Annotated in this window: 17 protein-coding genes; 9 read left to right on the top strand and 8 right to left on the bottom strand. The window is 71.1% G+C overall.

What is annotated here, in order from left to right:
* Positions 1-13 precede the first annotated feature (13 nt).
* Genes ACGFJ7_RS36385 through ACGFJ7_RS36370 form a run of 4 tightly spaced genes read left to right on the top strand, consistent with a single transcriptional unit; the run spans position 14 to position 4082 of the window.
* Positions 14-823, top strand: coding sequence for an SAM-dependent methyltransferase (locus tag ACGFJ7_RS36385; protein ID WP_392646464.1), 810 nt, complete (start codon positions 14-16; stop codon positions 821-823).
* Between the two features lie 26 nt (positions 824-849).
* Complete coding sequence (locus ACGFJ7_RS36380) at positions 850-1272, top strand: response regulator (protein WP_360253922.1); 423 nt, start codon at positions 850-852, stop codon at positions 1270-1272.
* The gene (locus ACGFJ7_RS36375; protein ID WP_392646462.1) at positions 1273-2871 is read left to right on the top strand and encodes an ATP-binding protein; all 1599 of its coding nucleotides are present in this window, start codon (positions 1273-1275) and stop codon (positions 2869-2871) included.
* A gap of 32 nt (positions 2872-2903) precedes the next feature.
* Complete coding sequence (locus tag ACGFJ7_RS36370) at positions 2904-4082, top strand: response regulator (protein ID WP_360253918.1); 1179 nt, start codon at positions 2904-2906, stop codon at positions 4080-4082.
* On the opposite strand, the gene ACGFJ7_RS36365 is transcribed toward ACGFJ7_RS36370, so the two are convergent.
* Entirely contained in the window at positions 4079-4456 is a 378-nt protein-coding gene (locus ACGFJ7_RS36365) for an Hpt domain-containing protein (protein ID WP_392646460.1), read from the bottom strand. The two genes, ACGFJ7_RS36370 and ACGFJ7_RS36365, sit on opposite strands and share 4 nt — an antisense overlap.
* Positions 4457-4544: 88 nt before the next feature.
* On the opposite strand from ACGFJ7_RS36365, the gene ACGFJ7_RS36360 reads away from it, so the two are divergent.
* From ACGFJ7_RS36360 to ACGFJ7_RS36345, 4 genes are read left to right on the top strand one after another with little or no spacing between them, the layout of a single operon-like run.
* Positions 4545-6815, top strand: coding sequence for a putative bifunctional diguanylate cyclase/phosphodiesterase (locus tag ACGFJ7_RS36360; protein WP_392646458.1), 2271 nt, complete (start codon positions 4545-4547; stop codon positions 6813-6815).
* Positions 6816-6837: 22 nt separating this feature from the next.
* Complete coding sequence (locus ACGFJ7_RS36355) at positions 6838-7329, top strand: hypothetical protein (RefSeq protein ID WP_392646456.1); 492 nt, start codon at positions 6838-6840, stop codon at positions 7327-7329.
* Positions 7326-8189, top strand: a complete 864-nt coding sequence (locus ACGFJ7_RS36350; RefSeq protein WP_392646454.1) for a hypothetical protein — start codon at positions 7326-7328, stop codon at positions 8187-8189. Before ACGFJ7_RS36355 ends, ACGFJ7_RS36350 begins: the two co-directional genes overlap by 4 nt.
* On the top strand, positions 8186-8968 hold the full coding sequence (locus tag ACGFJ7_RS36345) for a hypothetical protein (RefSeq protein ID WP_360253908.1): 783 nt from the start codon (positions 8186-8188) through the stop codon (positions 8966-8968). Before ACGFJ7_RS36350 ends, ACGFJ7_RS36345 begins: the two co-directional genes overlap by 4 nt.
* 5 nt (positions 8969-8973) lie before the next feature.
* On the opposite strand, the gene ACGFJ7_RS36340 is transcribed toward ACGFJ7_RS36345, so the two are convergent.
* The 7 genes from ACGFJ7_RS36340 to ACGFJ7_RS36310 form a co-directional block, all read right to left on the bottom strand.
* Positions 8974-10116 (bottom strand): ABC transporter substrate-binding protein, encoded by a 1143-nt coding sequence (locus ACGFJ7_RS36340; protein ID WP_360253906.1) that lies wholly within the window; start codon positions 10114-10116, stop codon positions 8974-8976.
* Positions 10117-10268: 152 nt separating this feature from the next.
* On the bottom strand, positions 10269-11033 hold the full coding sequence (locus tag ACGFJ7_RS36335; RefSeq protein WP_360253904.1) for an ABC transporter permease: 765 nt from the start codon (positions 11031-11033) through the stop codon (positions 10269-10271).
* On the bottom strand, positions 11030-11797 hold the full coding sequence (locus tag ACGFJ7_RS36330) for an ABC transporter ATP-binding protein (RefSeq protein WP_360253902.1): 768 nt from the start codon (positions 11795-11797) through the stop codon (positions 11030-11032). The genes ACGFJ7_RS36335 and ACGFJ7_RS36330 overlap by 4 nt, the downstream gene beginning before the upstream one ends.
* 8 nt (positions 11798-11805) lie before the next feature.
* Positions 11806-12648, bottom strand: coding sequence for an ABC transporter permease subunit (locus tag ACGFJ7_RS36325; protein ID WP_360253901.1), 843 nt, complete (start codon positions 12646-12648; stop codon positions 11806-11808).
* Positions 12645-13640, bottom strand: a complete 996-nt coding sequence (locus ACGFJ7_RS36320) for a TIGR03842 family LLM class F420-dependent oxidoreductase (RefSeq protein ID WP_360253899.1) — start codon at positions 13638-13640, stop codon at positions 12645-12647. The genes ACGFJ7_RS36325 and ACGFJ7_RS36320 overlap by 4 nt, the downstream gene beginning before the upstream one ends.
* A gap of 11 nt (positions 13641-13651) precedes the next feature.
* On the bottom strand, positions 13652-15052 hold the full coding sequence (hydA, locus tag ACGFJ7_RS36315; protein WP_360253897.1) for a dihydropyrimidinase: 1401 nt from the start codon (positions 15050-15052) through the stop codon (positions 13652-13654).
* On the bottom strand, positions 15049-15888 hold the full coding sequence (locus tag ACGFJ7_RS36310; RefSeq protein WP_360253895.1) for a nitrilase-related carbon-nitrogen hydrolase: 840 nt from the start codon (positions 15886-15888) through the stop codon (positions 15049-15051). Before ACGFJ7_RS36310 ends, hydA begins: the two co-directional genes overlap by 4 nt.
* Positions 15889-16229: 341 nt before the next feature.
* Between ACGFJ7_RS36310 and ACGFJ7_RS36305 the strand changes: the two genes are divergently transcribed.
* The gene (locus tag ACGFJ7_RS36305; RefSeq protein ID WP_360253893.1) at positions 16230-17567 is read left to right on the top strand and encodes an aminotransferase class I/II-fold pyridoxal phosphate-dependent enzyme; all 1338 of its coding nucleotides are present in this window, start codon (positions 16230-16232) and stop codon (positions 17565-17567) included.
* Positions 17568-17582 lie beyond the last annotated feature (15 nt).

The following is a 17582-nucleotide window of genomic DNA, read 5'->3' as shown; positions in this document are numbered from 1 at the left end:
CTAGGCTCGCATCATGATCGGTGAGGCCGACGCTCAGGCCGTGCCGGAGGTCGACATGCAGCGGCCCAGCGTGTCCCGGATGTACAACTACTTCCTGGGCGGCCGGCACAACTTCGCCGCCGACCGGGAGGCCGCGGCGGCCGCGCTGACCGCGATGCCCGAGCTGCCGGCGATCGTCCGGCTCAACCGGCGGTTCCTGCGCCGGGCCGTCACCCGGGCCCACGAGGCGGGCGTCGGGCAGTTCCTCGACCTCGGCTGTGGCATTCCCTCGCCCGGCGACGCCCGCGAGGTGGTACGGGAGCTCGACCCGCACGCGCCGGTGGTTGGCGTGGACGTCGAGGCCTCGGCCTATCTGCACGGATGTTGCGTCACCGAGGACGACCCGCACGCCGGAATGGTCCTGGCCGATCTCACCGACCCCGGCCTGGTGCTCGGCTCCCCGGTGGTCCGCGACCTGATCGATCTGGACCGCCCGGTCGGCCTGCTGCTGGTCGCGGTCGCCCACTTCATCCCGGACACCGAGCGCCTGGCCCGGGCGCTGGACGACTATCGCCGGGCGCTCGCGCCCGGCAGCGTGCTGGCCCTGACCCACGGATCCCGTAAGGGCTCGTCCGAGCGGACCGAACGGGTCCGGCGGATCTACAACAACACCACCGCTCCCATGGTGATGCGAGACCAGGCGGACGTCCGCGCGTTCTTCGGTGACTGGGCGCTGCTGTCGCCCGGCGTCACCCTGGTCGGCGAGTGGATGGCCGAGGAGGACCTGGACGAGGTCGCTCAGCGAGCCTTCATCGTTGGGATGTCCCGCAAAATCGGTACATGACGGACTTATTGCCGCATGCTGGGGAGATGGCAAGCGTGCTTATCGCGGAGGACGACGAGGACATCGCCCTCATCCTGACCAGGCTGCTCAAACGCGCCGGGCACACGGTGAGCCACGCGCCCGACGGAGCGCGGGCGCTGGAGATGGCGATCGCCGACCGGCCCGACGTGGTGCTGACCGACCTGGGCATGCCTCGGATGGACGGCCTCGAACTGACCCGGGCCATCCGCGAACACGCCGACATTGGGAAGACGCCGGTAGTCATGCTCAGCGGGCACTTGCATCCCGGCGACAACGCCCCGATCGCCGCCGGTGCCTGCGCCGTACTGCTCAAGCCCTGCCCCAACGACAAGTTGCGCGAGGTGATCGGCGACCTGGCCGACCTGGGCCCGCACGGCCATCAGGGCGCCGACGCCGCCTGCCCCGCCCGCTGGCCGGTCTCGGCCTAGGTGGACCGCGACGCCTTCCTCGACGCGCTGCTGGAGAGCCTGACTGTCGGCGTGATCGCCTGTGACGCCGACGGCGAGGTGGTCCTGGTCAACCGGCCGGTCCGCGAGTTGATGAGCCTGAGCGAGCAGACCGCCGCACGGGACTATCCCCAGCGCGCCGACGGCGTCCTGTTCGACGCCGGCGGCAACCCGATCACCTGGGACGAGGCCCCGGTGCAGCGGGCGGTCCGCGGCGAGGTCGTCGACACCGACATGATCGTGCGCGTGCCCGGCCGCCGGGAACGGGTCGTCGCCGTCACCGCCCGGCCCATCCCCGGCGCCGGCGGCGGGCATCTGGGCGCGGTCGCGATAGCCCGCGAGGTGACCGCGCTGCGCCGAGCCGAGCGGTTCCGGGCCTGCCACCGGGCCGTCGAGCAGGCTCTGCAGTCGGCCGGGTCGATCGTCGAGGCGGCGCCGGGCGTGCTCGCCGCCCTCGGCGAGGCGCTCGGCTGGCCCGCCGCCGAACTCTGGCTCAACGGCGAGGACGACAGCGAGCTGGCCTTCGGCGGCCGGTGGTGCGCCCCCGGCAGCGGGCTCGAGGCGGTGCTCGGCTTCGCGCCGATCCGCGGATCCGGCATCACCGGCCGGGTCTGGGTCACCGGCAAGCCGCTCTGGGTGCCCGACATCGCCCACACGGTCACCCTGAGCAGCTCGCTCGAACGGTCGCGGGCCGCCGCCTGCCTGCGGCACGGCATCCGGTCGGTGCTGTCGGTGCCGGTGCGCGACGGCAGCACCGTGCTCGGCGTGCTCACCTGCTATGCCTCGATGCCCGAGCCGCACGAGGACCTGCTGGCCGTGCTGCTCGACGGGGTGGCCGCCCAGATCGGCGTCTACCTGGCGCTGCGCCGGGCCGAGGCGCTGGCGTCCCAGCTCACCCGGGCCAAGGACGACTTCATCGCGCTGGTGAGTCACGAGATGCGTACCCCGCTGACCACGATCGTGGCCAGCTCGTCGATGCTCGCCGAGGCGGCGGCCGGGCTCGACGAGGAAAGCCGCGCGATGGTGGACGCGGTCCAGCGCAACGCCACCGCGCTGCGCGGCGTCGTCGACACCCTGCTCGACCTGGCCGGCCTCGACTCCGGGCACATCGACCTCACGATCGGACCGGTCGACCTGGCCGCCGTCGTGGCCACGGCGATCGCCGCCGCCACCCCGGCCGCGGCCGCCAACGGGGTGCGCCTCGACGCCGACCGGACCGCGCCGCTCCTGCTCGACGGCGACGCCCGCCGGCTCCGCCAGGTCGTCGACGACCTGCTGGCCAACGCCGTCAACTACAGCCCGCGCGGCGGCGACGTGCACGTCGGCCTGCGCGAGCACGGCGCCTCGGTCGAGCTGACCGTGACCGACAACGGCATCGGCACCCCGGCCGAGGAGCGCGAGCGCGTCTTCGACCGCTTCTACCGCGCCAGCAACGTCCGCCACAAGGGCATCGCCGGCAAGGGCCTGGGCCTGAGCCTGGCCCGCGCGATCGTCGGCCTGCACGGCGGCACCATCAGCCTCACCGGCCATCTGCCGCACGGCACCACGGTCCACGTCCGCCTGCCCACCCGCAGACCCTAAAGCCTCATCCCGGTGATGCCGATAGTGGCGGTATGACTGACACGCAGGCGCGCCCCACAGTGCTGCTCGTGGACGACGAGTCCACCATCCTCGAGACGCTGGCCCTGCAGTTGCGCCGCGACCACCAGGTTCTGATCGCCGACAGCGGCGCCGAGGCGCTGCGCCTGCTCGCCGAGAACGGGCCGGTCGCCGCGGTCATCAGCGACCTGCGCATGCCGGAGATGGACGGCGTCGAACTGCTGCGCCGCGTCCAGGTCGAATATCCCGACACCACCCGCGTGCTGCACACCGCGCAGAGCGACCTCAACTCGGCCATCGCCGCGATCAACGACGGCGGTGTCTACCGCTATCTCGCCAAGCCGGTCAAGACCGAGGAGCTGCGCTCGACCGTACGGGAGGCGGTGGAGCTGCACGGCCGCTCGACCGCCGACCGCCAGCTGCTCGACAAGACCCTCAAGAGCAGCCTGGAGGCGCTGTTCGGCTGTCTCGAGCTGGCCAGCCCGCTCGCCTTCGCCCGCGGCGGCCGCATCCGTACGCTGGTCGGCGAGCTCTGCCAGCAGATGCAGCTCGGCACGCTGTGGGAGATCGAGGTCGCCGCGATGGCCTCGCAGCTCGGCGCGGTCACCCTGCCGCCCAGCGTGCTGGCCAAGCTCGACAAGGGCATGCCCTGCACCGCCGAGGAGCAGGTCATGATCGACCACATGCCCGAGGTCGCGGTGCAGCTGCTCAAGAACATCCCGATGCTCGAGGACGTGATCCAGATCGTTCTGGGGCTGAGCGTGAAGCCGCCCCGCAACCCCAGCCCGCTGGTCGAGGCCGCGGTCGCCGTCGTCCGCACCGCCATCGACTACGAGACGCTGGAGAGCCGCGGGCTCGAGGTGGACAGCGCCATCGCCGTCCTCGAGTGCCGCGAGGACAGCGCGATGCCCGTGCTCGCCGCGCTGCGCCAGCTCAAGGGCGTCGTGCACGTGGCCGAGAAGGTCCGCGGCCTGCGCGTGGTCGACCTCGAGGTCAACATGCGGGTGGCCGAGGACATCGTCGCCGTCAACGGCCTCGTCCTGATCGGCCGCGGCATGCTCGTCACCGAGCTGCTGCTCGACCGGCTCACCAACTTCGCCCGCACCATCGAGATCGTCGAGCCGGTGCTCGCCATCCCCGGCGGCCGCCGCTTCGACGAGGACATGCTCCTGCCCGAGCCCGGGGCCCGCTAGGAACTCTCGAGCTCGGCCGCGAACCGCTCCAGGACCTCGAACGCGAGGGCCTGTTCGGCGGCCACGCGGCCGAGCGTCACGTCCGGGTCGGGCACGAAGCCCTCCCGCGCGGCGTTCTCCACCTCGGCCAGGATCCCGGCCAGGATGCCGGCGCCGATGTTGGCCGCCGAACCCTTCATCGTGTGCGCGTGATCGCGCAGCTCCGCCGGATCGCCGCCGCGCAGCAGCTCACCGAGCCGGTCCACCGCGCCCGGCGTCTTCGCCAGGAACGAGCGGATGAGACGGCTCATCAGCGCGCGTTCGGCCGTACCGGGGTCGCCGCCGGCGATGTCCCGCATCCGGTCCCGGACCTCGTCCTGGCGGCTCCGCTCCATGTGTCCAATCCTGCTGGCTGACGGCCGGAGGAGGTGCCCGGTCCTGAAAAGTCCTTTGGTTTCCGTCGTCCGCGCCGATTCGTCGGGGGTGGGCACCGACTTGCGTACGCCGGTCCGCTACGTCGTCGCGGCCGTCACCGTCACCCTGCTGGGCGCGGTCTGGTTCCTGACCCGTCCCGGCCCGGACGCGATCGCGTACCTCTTCATGCCCGCCGGCGGCGCCGCCGGCATCCTGGCCATCCTGTCCCTGATGCGCGGGCGGAGCCTCGACCCCGTCACCAGACGGTTCTGGTGGCACATCCTGACCGGTATGAGCGTGCTCAGCGCCGGCTATTTCATTCTCGCCGTCGTCGCCTTCCGTACCGCGCCGACGCTGCCCGCGATCCCGTTGCCCGCCGCCGCCCTGGCCGGCATCGGCATGCTGACCGCGATGTGGGGGGTCATGCGGGTCCCGCTCGGCGCCGGCGGGCCCGGCGCCCGCCGCCGGCAGCTGATCGACCGCACGATCGCCTTCGTCGGCGTCGGCACGCTGCTCTGGACCTTCGGCCTGGCCCCGATGATCACCGGGTCCGACGGCTGGAGCGCGCAGTCCACCGCGCTGATCGGCATCTCCTTCCTGCTCGGCCTCGGCGGCATCACCAAGGTCTCGTACATCGACGGCGGCCCGGTCGACCGCAGCGCCATCCGGCTGATCGCCGCGACCGCGCTGACCGGCGTCGGCGTGGCCCTGCTGTCGACCGGCGGCGACCGGAACGTCCTGCTCGCCCAGGCCATCGTCATGCCGCTCACACACGCCTTCGTGGCAACCGCCGCGTACCGTCAGTCGATCGCCACCGGCGCTCCCGCGCGCCGCTCCGGCACCCTGCTGCCCTACCTGGCCCTGGCCGCCGCCGACGCCTCCCTGCTCTCCCTGCTGTGGCACGGGCACGGCTGGACCGCGAACGTGGTCGTGGTGGCCACCGTGCCGCTCACCGGCCTGGTCGCCGTGCGCCAGATGATGGCGCTGCGCGATAACGGCCGCCTGCTGCGAGCCCAGCGCGTCTCCGAGGACCGCCTGCGCCACGAGGCCACCCACGACGGCCTGACCGGGCTCGGAAACAGAGGACTTTTCCGTACGCGGGCGGCCGAGGCCCTCCAGCAGCGGGACACCACCGTGCTCCTGGTGGACCTCGACGACTTCAAGACGGTGAACGACTCGCTCGGCCACGACGTGGGCGACCAGCTTCTGATCGCCGTGGCCGCCGCGCTCAGCGCCGCCGTCGGCCCCGACGGCCTGCCGGTCCGGCTCGCCGGCGACGAGTTCGCCGTGCTGCTGGTACCCGGCGCCGACGGCGAGACCGTGGCCCGGCGCGTGCTCGACGAGTTCGCCCAGCCGCTCAGCGACCACCGCCTGCTGGTGCACGCCAGCATCGGGATCGCCACCGCCGGCGCGGGTGCCGGTCTCGACCCGCTGCTGCGGCACGCCGACGTCGCCATGTACGCCGCCAAACAGCGCGGCAAGGGCAACGCGGTGCGATACCACGACGGCATGGAACAGCCGGTGCTCGCGCACGCCCGGATCGGCGGCGAGCTGCGCCGCGCCCTCGACGCGGGCGAGTTCCGCGTGCACTACCAGCCGCTGATGGAGCTGGCCACGGGCCGCGTCGTCGGCGTCGAGCCGCTGGTGCGCTGGCAGCACCCCACCCGCGGCCTGGTGCCGCCGGGCGAGTTCATCCCGGCCGCCGAGGGCACCGGGCTGATCGTGCCGCTGGGCCGCTTCGTGCTGCGCGAATCCTGCCGGCAGGCCGCCGCCTGGCTGGCCGAGTTCGGCCCCGACTGCATGCGCAAGCTCGGCCCCAACGTGTCCGTGCGGCAGCTGCACGACCCGGATTTCGTGACCGACGTGCGGGCGGCGCTGGCCGATTCCGGCCTGCCGGCCGACCGGCTGGTGCTGGAATTGACCGAGTCGGCCGTACTGCGCGGCCCGCAGGTGTCCCGCACACTGCGCGAGCTGCACGAGATGGGCGTACGGCTGGCGCTCGATGATTTCGGCACCGGCGAGTCGTCGCTGAGCCTGCTGCGCTCGTTCCCGGCCTCGATCGTCAAGCTCGACAAGTCGTTCGTCGACGGCATCGAGCTCGACGAGATGGGAACACCGGAGGCGGAGGCCCGGCAGGCGGTGGCCCGCGCCGTCGTCCAGCTGGCCGGTGCGCTCGGCCTGGACACGGTGGCCGAGGGCATCGAGAACCAGGAGCAGGCCGACCGGCTCCAGCGCCTGGGCTACACGCTCGGCCAGGGCTACCACCTGGCCCGCCCGATGCCGGCCGAGGAGATGACGCGGCTGCTGTCCGGCCGGGTGGAGCTGGCCAAGGCGGCATGAGGGGAGGGCTTAATGTACGGCGATGGACACCGCGCACTCGTTGGAAGCTCGGCTCGCCGATCTGCGCTTCACCGACCTGAGCAACGACCAGGCCACGGCTCGGATCATCGAGGAGATCGCGGACTGGGGCTCGTCCCTGGGCTGGCGGGTCTACCGGCGGGCGCCCAGCGTCTTTCCGCTGCCGCCACCGCTGAAGGGCCACTCGGTGCTCGACGTGGCCTGCGCCCGGCCGTCGGCGGCGCCGATCGCGATCGAGGTCGACCGGCTGGACCGGCCCCGCACGGTGGAAAAGCTGCTCGCCGAGGCGGCGGCCGGGCGGGAGGCGATCTGGGTGCGCTGGGGAGCGGGACCGTTCACCCCGCCACCGCTGCCGGTGCACATGGTGACCCGACCGGCCGTCCGCAAGTCCGGCACCTGGTCCACCGAGGCCGTGCTGCCGCCGCCACGGCACTCGGACGCGCCGATCGAGTCGGCGGCGCCGGCGTCGCTGCCCGGTCTGGGGGCCGACGAATGAGCGAGTCGCCGCAGCGGCGGGCCTGGCGCGTCACCGAGCCCCTCCACTCGATGATCTATTTCGTCCCGGAAGCCCCCGCGCGCTACGCCGAACTCGGTGTCGGCCCGACCGACGGCTATTTCGCCTCCCGCGGCGCCGGGTTCGGGCGGGTCGGCCCCGACGTCATCACCGCCACCTTCTACAACTTCAATCCCACCCTCGTCGCCCGCGCCCTTCCGGCGGTCTGGGAGAAGACGGACCCGGCCGCGATGGCGCGGGCCCGGCTCGAAGCGGCCGGCGCCGCCCTCACCCGCGGCCTCGGCGCCGCGACCCTCGCCTCACCGGAAGTGGCCGAGGCGGCCACCCTGACCCGGCGGGCGGCCGAAGCGGCGGCCGCGTGGCCGCAGGGCCGGCCCTTGTTCGCCGCCCATCTCGGCCTCCCCTGGCCCGACGAGCCGCACCTCGTGCTGTGGCACGCGCAGACGCTGCTGCGCGAGTTTCGCGGTGACGGCCACGTGGCGGCGCTGCTGGCCGCCGGGATAGGGGGACTCGAGGCGCTGGTGCTGCACGTCGCCTCGGGCGACATGGACGAGCGGTTCCTGCGCCTGAGCCGCGGCTGGGGCCGGGATCACTGGGCCGGCGCGGCCGAGGCCCTAAAGATCAGAGGTTTGATTGCCGAAGACAGTGGCGTGCTTACCGACGCGGGCCGCGAGCTGCGCGCGGAAGTGGAAGCGGTGACCGACCGGCTGGCCCAGCCGGCGTACGACGCGATCGGAACCGACGCGTGCGTACGCCTGGCCGAGCTGACCCGTCCGCTCAGCCGCACATTGGTGAAGGCCGGGATGTTGAGTCCGGCGAGCTACACGGAGGGACGATCGTGAGCACGGGGGTAGTGACCGTCGGACATCCCGCCTCGTGGTGGGGGCAGTTCCAAGAGGTCTCGGAGCGTTTCGACGCCGCGACCGCGGCGGAGGGGCTCTCCGACGTGATCACGCCGAAGATCGCCTCGCCGCTGCTGCGCCGGGAGGCCGAGATCGCGGCCGAGGTGGTGGTACGCCACCTCAACAAGCCGGCCAGCGAAGAGCTCGCCGAGCGGGCCACCAAGGGCACCGATCGGCTGGTGGCCACCGTCGAGCGCCTCAACGAGCGCTCGACCGGAGACGCCGGCACCACCGAGGCGTACGCGCTGATCCATGCCCTGCAAGGCCGTTTCGCCGACGCGGCGGCGGAGATCGAGCCGGTGGTCGGCACCCAGGCCCTGATGCGGGTCTTCGTGCACGCGCTGCGGCTCGAACAGTTCGACTCGGCGCTGGCCCTGCGGCTGCTGCGGGCCGGCCAGCGGCCCGAGCTGGCCGTACGGTCGGGCCTGGCCGTCGGCAAATACGGCTGGTGGCCGACCTGGCTGCTCAAGGTCGTCACCGAGCGGGCCATCGCCGGCACGCTCGACGCCGAGACCATCACCGCGCTCGACCAGTGCGCCTACGCCGACCTGAGCCCGGCCCAGGCCCGCATCGCCAAGCGGCTGCTGGCCGGCGACGACCAACTGGTCGACTCGTCGGCGCACCGCCTGGAGAACCTGGGCGAGCACTCGGCAGCCGAGAAGCTGCGCCAGGGCGACCTGACCTCGGTCGCCCTGGCGGCCCGCTTGATCACCGAATAGCTGTCTCAGGCGCCGCCTTCCGTGAGGGTCACGGTGGCCGGCTGGAACGACGTGCCGTTGACGTCCACGCCGGCCGCCTTGGCCGCGGTGATCGCCTGGTTGATGTAGTCGTTGGTGTACGCCAGCCCCTCCGGCGCCTTGGTGAGAACGGTGTCACCGGTCTGGTTCTTGGTGGTCATCGAGATGTCCACGGTCTGCTTCCAGGCGGCCTCGTCGATGACGCCGACACCCCCGGTGGCCGGCCAGATCAGCTTGTTCGTCTCGTTCATCTGCCACAGCTGGTGGCTCTTGCCCAGCTTCGAGCCCTTGGCCACGACCAGGTCCCGGCACTTCTCGGCGTTGTCCCGGCAGAACGCCCAGCCCTTGATGGTCGCGGTCAGGAACTTCACGGTCTGCTGCTGGTACGCCGGGTCGCTGAGCTTCTCGGTGTTCGCCCACACCGCGTCCTGGAGCATCGAGGTGCCCTCGGACTTCCAGTCGATGATCGAGAAATCGTCGGCGGTGTAGAGCTTGCCGGTCTGCGGGTTCTTGGCCTCGAGCAGCTGGGCGTACTCGTTGTAGCTCATCGCCTGGGCGGCGTCGATCTCCTTCTTGAGCAGCGCCTGCATGTCGAATTGCTGCTGTACGAGGGTGACGTCCTTACCGGGGTCGAGCCCGGCCTTGGTCATGCCGGCGAAAAGCTCGTACTCGTTGCCGAATCCCCAGTTGCCGACCTTCTTGCCCTTGAGATCGGCCGCGGTCTTGATGCCGGAGTCCTTCCAGGCGACCTGATAGGTGCCGGACCGCCCGAAGATCTGCCCGACGTCGGTGATCCCGGCGCCCTGCTCGCGGGAGGCGAGCGCCTTGGGCACCCAGGCGACGGCGTAGTCGGCCTTGCCCTGCGCGAGAACGGTCTGGGGGACGATGTCGACGCCGCCCTCGAGCAGTTGCACGTCGAGGCCCTGCTCCTTGTAGAAACCCTGGTCGACGGCGGCGATGTAGCCGGCGAACTGGGCCTGGTAGAACCATTGCAGCTGCAGCTTGATGGGGGTCAGGGCGCCGCCGCTGCCGCCGGGGGCGGGCGTGGCCGAGTCGTCGGCCGTCCCGCAGCCCGCCGCGAGCAGGGCGGTCGCGGCGGCCACGGCCGTAAATATCCGGATTCGTCGCATGGATACCTCCGAAAATGGGCTTAGAGTGCTCGAAAGGGCGCGTGCCGGTTGTCCACAGGTCTCCAGCCGAGATTTCGTGAATGCGGGAGGATGGCTGTGTTGGATGGGGGCCCCCTTGGGAGGGCGGGCCCTGGTCTGGCGGCGGGGGGGGGTCAGGCGATCAGGCGGGTTCGCCAAGGCATGGCCAGGCGTTCCAGCAGCAGCGTGGTCAAGTAGAAGACGAGGCCCAGCAGGCAGGCGCCGACCACGAAGGCCCAGGCCCGGGGGTACGCGGTGAACGCGGCCGCGCTGGTGATCCGCGAGCCCAGGCCGGTCTGCAGGCCGCCGAAATACTCGGCCACCACCGCCGCGATGACGGCCAGCGAGGACGCCTGGCGCAGGCCCGTGAAGACGTAGGGGAGTGCTCCCGGCAGGCGGACCTTGCGGGCGAAGGTCCAGCCGCTCGCGGCGTACGTGTGCATGAGCTCCCGGTGGATCGGGTCCACCTCGCGGAGGCCGCGCAGGGTGTTCACGAAGACCGGGAAGAAGACGATGATCGCCGTGACCAGGCGGCGGGGGATGCTGCTGGTCGACTCGAACATGTTGTTGAGGATCGGGGCCAGGGCGATGATCGGCAGTGCGTTGAGCACCGCCGCGAACGGGATGGAGACCTCGGTCAGCGGCGTGAAACGGCTGGCCACCATGGCCGCCAGCACGCCCAGGACGGCGCCGGCGGCCAAGCCGATCAGGGCGTTCGCGCCGCTGGCCAGGGCGGCCTCCCACACGTTCTGCCGCTGGGCGACCAGCTCGCGCCAGATGGCCGAGGGGGCGGGCAGGATGAACGGCGCCACCCGGCCCAGCGAGACCGTGAGCTCCCAGGCCACGATCGCCAGCACCCCGACGGCCACGGGCGGGACGACCGAGCGCACCCACTTCATGAGGCGGTCCTGACCGGTGCGCCGCGCAGGGCCTGGCGGACTTCGGTGATCTTGTCGAAGAACGGGGGTGACTGGCGGGCGGCGTCGTCGCGGCTGGGCAGGTCGACGGTCACCGAGGCGGTGATGCGGCCGGGGCGGGCCGACATGACGACCACCCGGTCGGACAGGAAGACCGCCTCCGAGATGGAGTGGGTGACGAAGACCGTGCTCGTTCCCGTCTTGGCGCAGATGCCCAGCAGCTCACTCTGCAGGCGTTCCCGGGTCATCTCGTCGAGGGCGCCGAACGGTTCGTCCATCAGCAGCAACGGCGGCTGCACGGCCAGAGCCCGCGCGATCGCCACCCGCTGCTGCATGCCGCCGGAGAGCTGGGCCGGATAGTGCCCGGCGAACTCGGCCAGGCCGACCAGGGCCAGCATCTCCTCGGCCCGCGCCCTGCGTTCGGCCTTGCCCAGGCCGCGCAGTTCGAGGGGGAGTTCGACGTTGCGGAGCACCGTGCGCCACTCGAAGAGCCCGGCCTGCTGGAACGCGATCCCGTACGCCTGCTCCTTGCGGGCCTGGCCGGCGCCCTTGCCGGCCACGGTGACCGTGCCGGTGGACGGCTCGATGAGGTCGGCGATCAGCCGCAGCAGGGTGCTCTTGCCGCACCCGGACGGCCCGATGAGCGACACGAACTCCCCGTCGCCCACGGTCAGGTCCACGTCGGACAGTGCTGCCACCTCGTCCGGGCGTCCCTGATTGAAGACCTTTGTGACGGACGAAACCATGACAGCGCTCATAGCGTCACCACCTCCACGTGCCGGCGGTGCCGCATCAGCGGCAGCTCCAGCAGGCTGACGAGACCGGCGACGACGAGGCCGAGCAGGGCGGCGCCGAGCATCGCGGTGTAGACCTTCGCGGGGTCCGAGGTGGCCTCGCGCGAGTATTCGATGATGAGGCGGCCGACGCCGCCGCGGGTGCCGGTGGAGATCTCGCCGACCACCGCGCCGACCACCGCCGCCGCCCCGGCCAGGCGCAGGGCCGGGAACAGGTACGGCAGGGAGGACGGGAAGCGCAGCTTGACCAGGGTGCGCCACCAGCCGGCGGCGTAGCTGCGCATCAGCTCGACGCCGCTCGCCGACGGGGACTGCAGGCCGCGCAGCATCCCGACGGCCACCGGGAAGAAGGCCAGGTACGCGGCGATCACCGACACCACGGCCCAGGCCGGCATGATCGTGCCGCCCCAGCCGGCCACCAGCGGCGCGAGCGCCACCAGGGGCACGGTCTGGCTGAGGATGACGTACGGCAGCAGGCCGCGCTCGACGATCCGGAACCGTTCCATGGCCACCGCCAGCAGGAGCCCGACCACAGCGCCGACGACGAAGCCGACGGCCGTGATGCCGAGCGTGAACAGGCACGCCTGGACCACCACGATCCAGACCGGCCGGCCGCCCGTGAGCTCCGGGCGGCCGAGCCGTTCGAGGACCGTCCACAGGTGGGGCATGGACAGGTCGTCGGCGCGGGGCAGGACCCGTACCCCGAAAAGCACTGTCCCGTCGGGGTTGCCGACCGCCTTGTAGCCCTCCCACAGCACGACGGCGACGGCGAGCCCGAGGACGGCGTACAGAAGCTTCCTCACGAGATCGCCGGGATGATGTGCTCGCCGTACGCCCGGAGGGTTTCCTCTTTCGCGTCGTGCTGGAGATAGACGGCGAACTGGTCGACGCCGAGCGCGCGCAGCTCCTCGAGGCGCTTGAGGTGCTGCTCGACCGGGCCCAGCAGGCAGAACCGGTCGACGATCTCGTCGGGCACGAACGTGGTGTGCGTGTTGCCGGCCCGCCCGTGCTCGGCGTAGTCGTAGCCCTCGCGGCCCTTGATGTAGTCGGTCAGGACCTGCGGGACCGTGCCGTCCGAGCCGTAGCGGGCCACGATGTCGGCCACGTGGTTGCCGACCATGCCGCCGAACCACCGGGTCTGTTCCCGCTGATGGCCGAGATCGTTCCCGACGTACGCCGGTGCCGCCACGCAGAATTTGATGGCCATCGGATCGCGGCCGGCCGCCTCGGCCGCCCGCCGCACGGCGCCGATCATCCAGGCCGCGATGTCCGGGTCGGCCAGCTGCAGGATGTAGCCGTCGCCGACCTCGCCGGTCAGGGCCAGGGCTTTCGGGCCGTACGCGGCGACCCACACGTCCAGCCGGCTGTCCGGCGCCCACGCGAGCTGCTGCTGTTTGCCGCGCAGCGTCACCTTCTCGCCGTTGGCCAGGCCGCGGATCACCTGCACCGCCTCGCGCAGCTGCCCGAGCGACTGCGGCGTCGCGCCGAGCACCCGCAGGGCGGAGTCGCCCCGGCCGATGCCGCAGATCGTGCGGTTGCCGTACATCTCGTTGAGGGTGGCGAACAGCGACGCCAGGACCGTCCAGTCGCGGGTGCCCGGATTGGTGACCATCGGGCCGACGATCACCCGCTCGGTCTCGTCGAGGATCTTCGAGTAGACGACGAACGGCTCCTGCCACAGCACGTGCGAGTCGAACGTCCACACGTGACTGAAGCCGGCCGCCTCGGCCTGCTTGGCCAGCTCGACCACCTGCATGGCCGGCGGGTTGTTCTGGAGTACCACTCCGATGTCCATGCGGGCTCCGTTCAGACCAGGTAGTCGGAGAGCGCGCGGGGAACGTACTTGCCACGGCCGGCGCGGCCCGTGTACTCGCCATCGCGGGAGATGACCTCGCCGCGGGACAGGACGGTGTCGACCCGGCCGTCGATCTCCCAGCCCTCCCAGGCCGAGTAGTCCATGTTCATGTGGTGCGTCTCGACGCTGATCCGGGTACGCCCGTTCGGGTCGTACAGCACGATGTCGGCGTCCGAGCCGGGCGCGATGACGCCCTTGCGCGGGTACATGCCGAACATCCGGGCCGGGGTGGTGGCGATCGTCTCGACCCAGCGGGCCAGCGACAGCTTCCCGTCGACCACGCCCTGGTAGAGCAGGTCGACCCGGTGCTCGACGCTGCCGATCCCGTTCGGGATCTTGGAGAAGTCGCCCAGGCCCATCTCCTTCTGGTCCTTCATGCAGAAGGGGCAGTGGTCGGTCGAGACCACGGACAGGTCGTTGGTGCGCAGGCCCTGCCACAGGTCGGCCCGGTGGCTCTCGTGCTTGCTGCGCAGGGGAGTGGAGCAGACCCACTTGGCGCCGTCGAAGCCGGGCGCGCCGAGCTGATCCTCCAGTGTCAGATAGAGATACTGCGGGCACGTCTCGGCGAACACGTTGCGGCCCAGGTCGCGGGCGGCCCGCACCTGTTCCAGGGCCTTCGAGGCGCTCAGGTGCACGATGTACAGCGGGCAGTCGGCGGCCACGCTGGCCAGCCAGATGGCCCGGCTGGTGGCCTCGGCCTCGAGCTCCTGGGGCCGGGTGATGCCGTGGTAGATCGGGTCGGTCTGGCCGCGTTCCAGCGCCTGCTTGACGAGGACGTCGATGGCCGGCCCGTTCTCGGCGTGCATCATGATCAGGGCGCCGTTGTCGCGGGCCTTCTGCATGGCCCGCAGGATCTGCCCGTCGTCGGAGTAGAAGACGCCCGGGTACGCCATGAACAGCTTGAAGCTGGTGATGCCCTCGCTGGTGACGAGCTGGTCCATGGCCTTGAGCGACTCGTCGTCGACCCCGCCCACGATCATGTGGAAGCCGTAGTCGATGTGGCAGGTGTCCGCCGTCTTGGCGTGCCACGCGGCCAGTCCGTCCTGCACGACCTCGCCGTACCGCTGAATGGCGAAGTCGATGATCGTGGTGGTACCGCCGATGGCGGCCGCCCTGGTGCCGGTGTCGAAGGTGTCGCTGGCCTCGGTGCCGCCGAACGGCATCTGCATGTGGGTGTGCGCGTCGATCGCGCCCGGGATGACGTACTTCCCGGTGGCGTCGATGATCTCCGGACCCTCGGGCGCGCGGCCGGGAGCGAAGATCGCGGCGATCGTCTCGCCGTCGATCAACACGTCGGCGGCGTACGGGCCGGTCGTGCCGACGACGGTCCCGCCCTTGATGAGGATGCTCACGAGGCCACCGTCCGGGTGTAGCTCTCCGGGCGGCGGTCGCGGTAGAACTGCCAGCGCTCGCGAACCGTCTTGATCAGGCTGAGGTCGAGGTCCCGTACGATCAATTCGGGGTTGTGGGTGTCACCGACCTCGCCCACGAACTTGCCCTCGGGGTCGACGAAGTAGCTCTGCCCGTAGAAGTCGTCGTCGCCGAGCTCCTCGATGCCGACCCGGTTGATGGCGCCGATGAAGTATTCGTTGGCGACCGCGCTGGCCGGCTGCTCCAGCTGCCACAGGTAGCTCGACAGGCCGCGGCTGGTGGCCGAGGGGTTGAAGACGATCTGCGCGCCGCCCAGGCCCAGCTCGCGCCAGCCCTCGGGGAAGTGCCGGTCGTAGCAGATGTAGACGCCGACCTTGCCGACCGCGGTGTCGAAGACGGGGTAGCCGAGGTTGCCGGGCCGGAAGTAGAACTTCTCCCAGAATCCGTTCACCTGCGGGATGTGGTGCTTGCGGTACTTGCCGAGGTACGAGCCGTCGGCGTCGACGACGGCGGCGGTGTTGTACAGGACGCCTTCCTGCTCTTTCTCGTACATGGGCAGGACCATCACCAGGCCCAGCTCGGCGGCGAGGGCCTGGAAGCGCTCGGTGGTCGGGCCGGGGATCGACTCGGCGTACTCGTAGTAGGCGGCGTCCTGCACCTGGCAGAAGTACGGCCCGTAGAAGAGCTCCTGGAAGCAGATCACCTTGGCGCCCTGTGCTGCGGCGTCGCGGGCATAGTCCTCGTGGGCCTTGATCATCGATTCCTTGTCGCCCGTCCAGGTGGTCTGGACGAGGGCGGCGCGAACGACGTCGGACATGACTGCTGCCCCTCTCAATTGATCTTTATAAGCGTTCACACGGCCGCAACAGGCCTGTGATCGTGTGTCTACTCCCCGTCATAGCCCCTGCGCTAGCCCTCCTGGCTCCGCTTCGCTCCGCGGCAATCGCCTTGTAACCGGTGACAGGCCAGGCGATTTCCCAACGTCCGCAAACCCGGCGGCCGTCGAGAAATCGCATGCCCTGTCACCGGCGGCGATTGCGGCTTGCTTTGAGCTCCCTGATGCCGTAGGACACTAACGACACAGATTCATGCGAACAATTGCCCGTACGTAACGGAATGTTTCTGAGAGGTAATTTGATCGGGCCAATAGTGGACGCTGTGGACGATCGCAGCGCCCGGGGAATCGCTGCGGCCATCAGCCGGATGATCACGGCGGGGACGCTGCCGGCGGGCGCGCGCCTGCCGACCGTACGAGACGTCGCGCGCTCGCTTCAGGTGAGCCCGACGACCGTGAGCGAGGCGTGGCGAAGCCTGACGCGAGCCGGTGTTCTCCGGACGCGCGGGCGGTCGGGGACGTTCGTCGCGACCGCTTCGTCGCGGCAGCGTCTGCGCTACTCGCAGATAAGCGCGGTGGGCGCGGTCGCCCACGATCTGTCGACCGGTGTGCCCGACCACGACCTGTTGCCGGATCTCACGGACGCGCTGAAACGCATCGGGGACGGGCGGCTGACGTCGAGCTACCTCGACGCGCCGGTGCTGCCGAGGCTCGAGGAGGTGCTGCGCGCTCGCTGGCCCTTCGCGCCGGACGCCCTGACCGTTGTGGACGGTGCTCTGGACGCGATCGACCGGCTGATAGGCGTGGCGGTGCGCTTCGGGGATCACGTGGTCGTCGAGAATCCGGCCTTTCCGCCGCTGCTCGACCTGTTGCAGACTGTCGGTGCGACAGTGATCGGAGTGCCGGTCGACAAATCCGGCATGTCGCCCGAGGGCCTGGCGGCCTCGCTCGCGTCGTACCCGGTCGTCGCCGTGTTCCTGCAGCCGAGGGCGCACAATCCGACCGGCGTGAGCATGACCGCGATCCGGGCCGCCTCACTCGCGAAGATCATCGGCTCTTATCCCGGCGTGCTCGTGGTCGAGGACGATCATGCCGGCGACATCGCCTCGGCGCCGCCGGTCAGCCTGGGCACGCCGCGGACCGTGCACATCGCCGGCTTCTCCAAGTCGCACGGCCCCGACCTGCGCCTGGCCGCGGTGGGCGGCCCGGCCCAGGTGATCTCGGCCGTGGCCGACCGCCGCCTGCTCGGCCCCGGCTGGTCCTCGCGGCTGCTCCAGGCCGTCCTGCTCGACCTGCTCACCGACCCGGCCGCGGCCGCCCAGGTCTCCGACGCCCGCGAGGTCTACGCGGCCCGGCGTTCGGCTCTGCTCGCGGCCCTGCACGCCCGCGGGGTGACGGCCACCGCCGACGACGGCATCAACCTCTGGATGGCCGTCGACGACCAGCAGATGGCCATGGTCGCCCTCGCGGCACACGGCATCGCCGTAGCCCCCGGCGCCCCCTTCTGTGTGACCCCGCTGCCCTCCGACCACGTCCGCGTCACCGCCGGGCTGGTCTCCACCGACGTCGAGGCCCTCGCCGACGCCCTGGCCGCCGCCGCCCTGCTCGACACCCGGGGCAGCGGCCCCCGAGCCCGCCCGCACCCCCGCGGCTGGCGGTAGCCGTGCCCCACCCCT

It is taken from the genome of Actinoplanes sp. NPDC048988 (assembly GCF_043197815.1).
Classification (GTDB): domain Bacteria; phylum Actinomycetota; class Actinomycetes; order Mycobacteriales; family Micromonosporaceae; genus Actinoplanes.
Note: the sequence above shows the minus strand (reverse complement) of the source record. Positions and strands in the feature narration are given on the sequence as shown.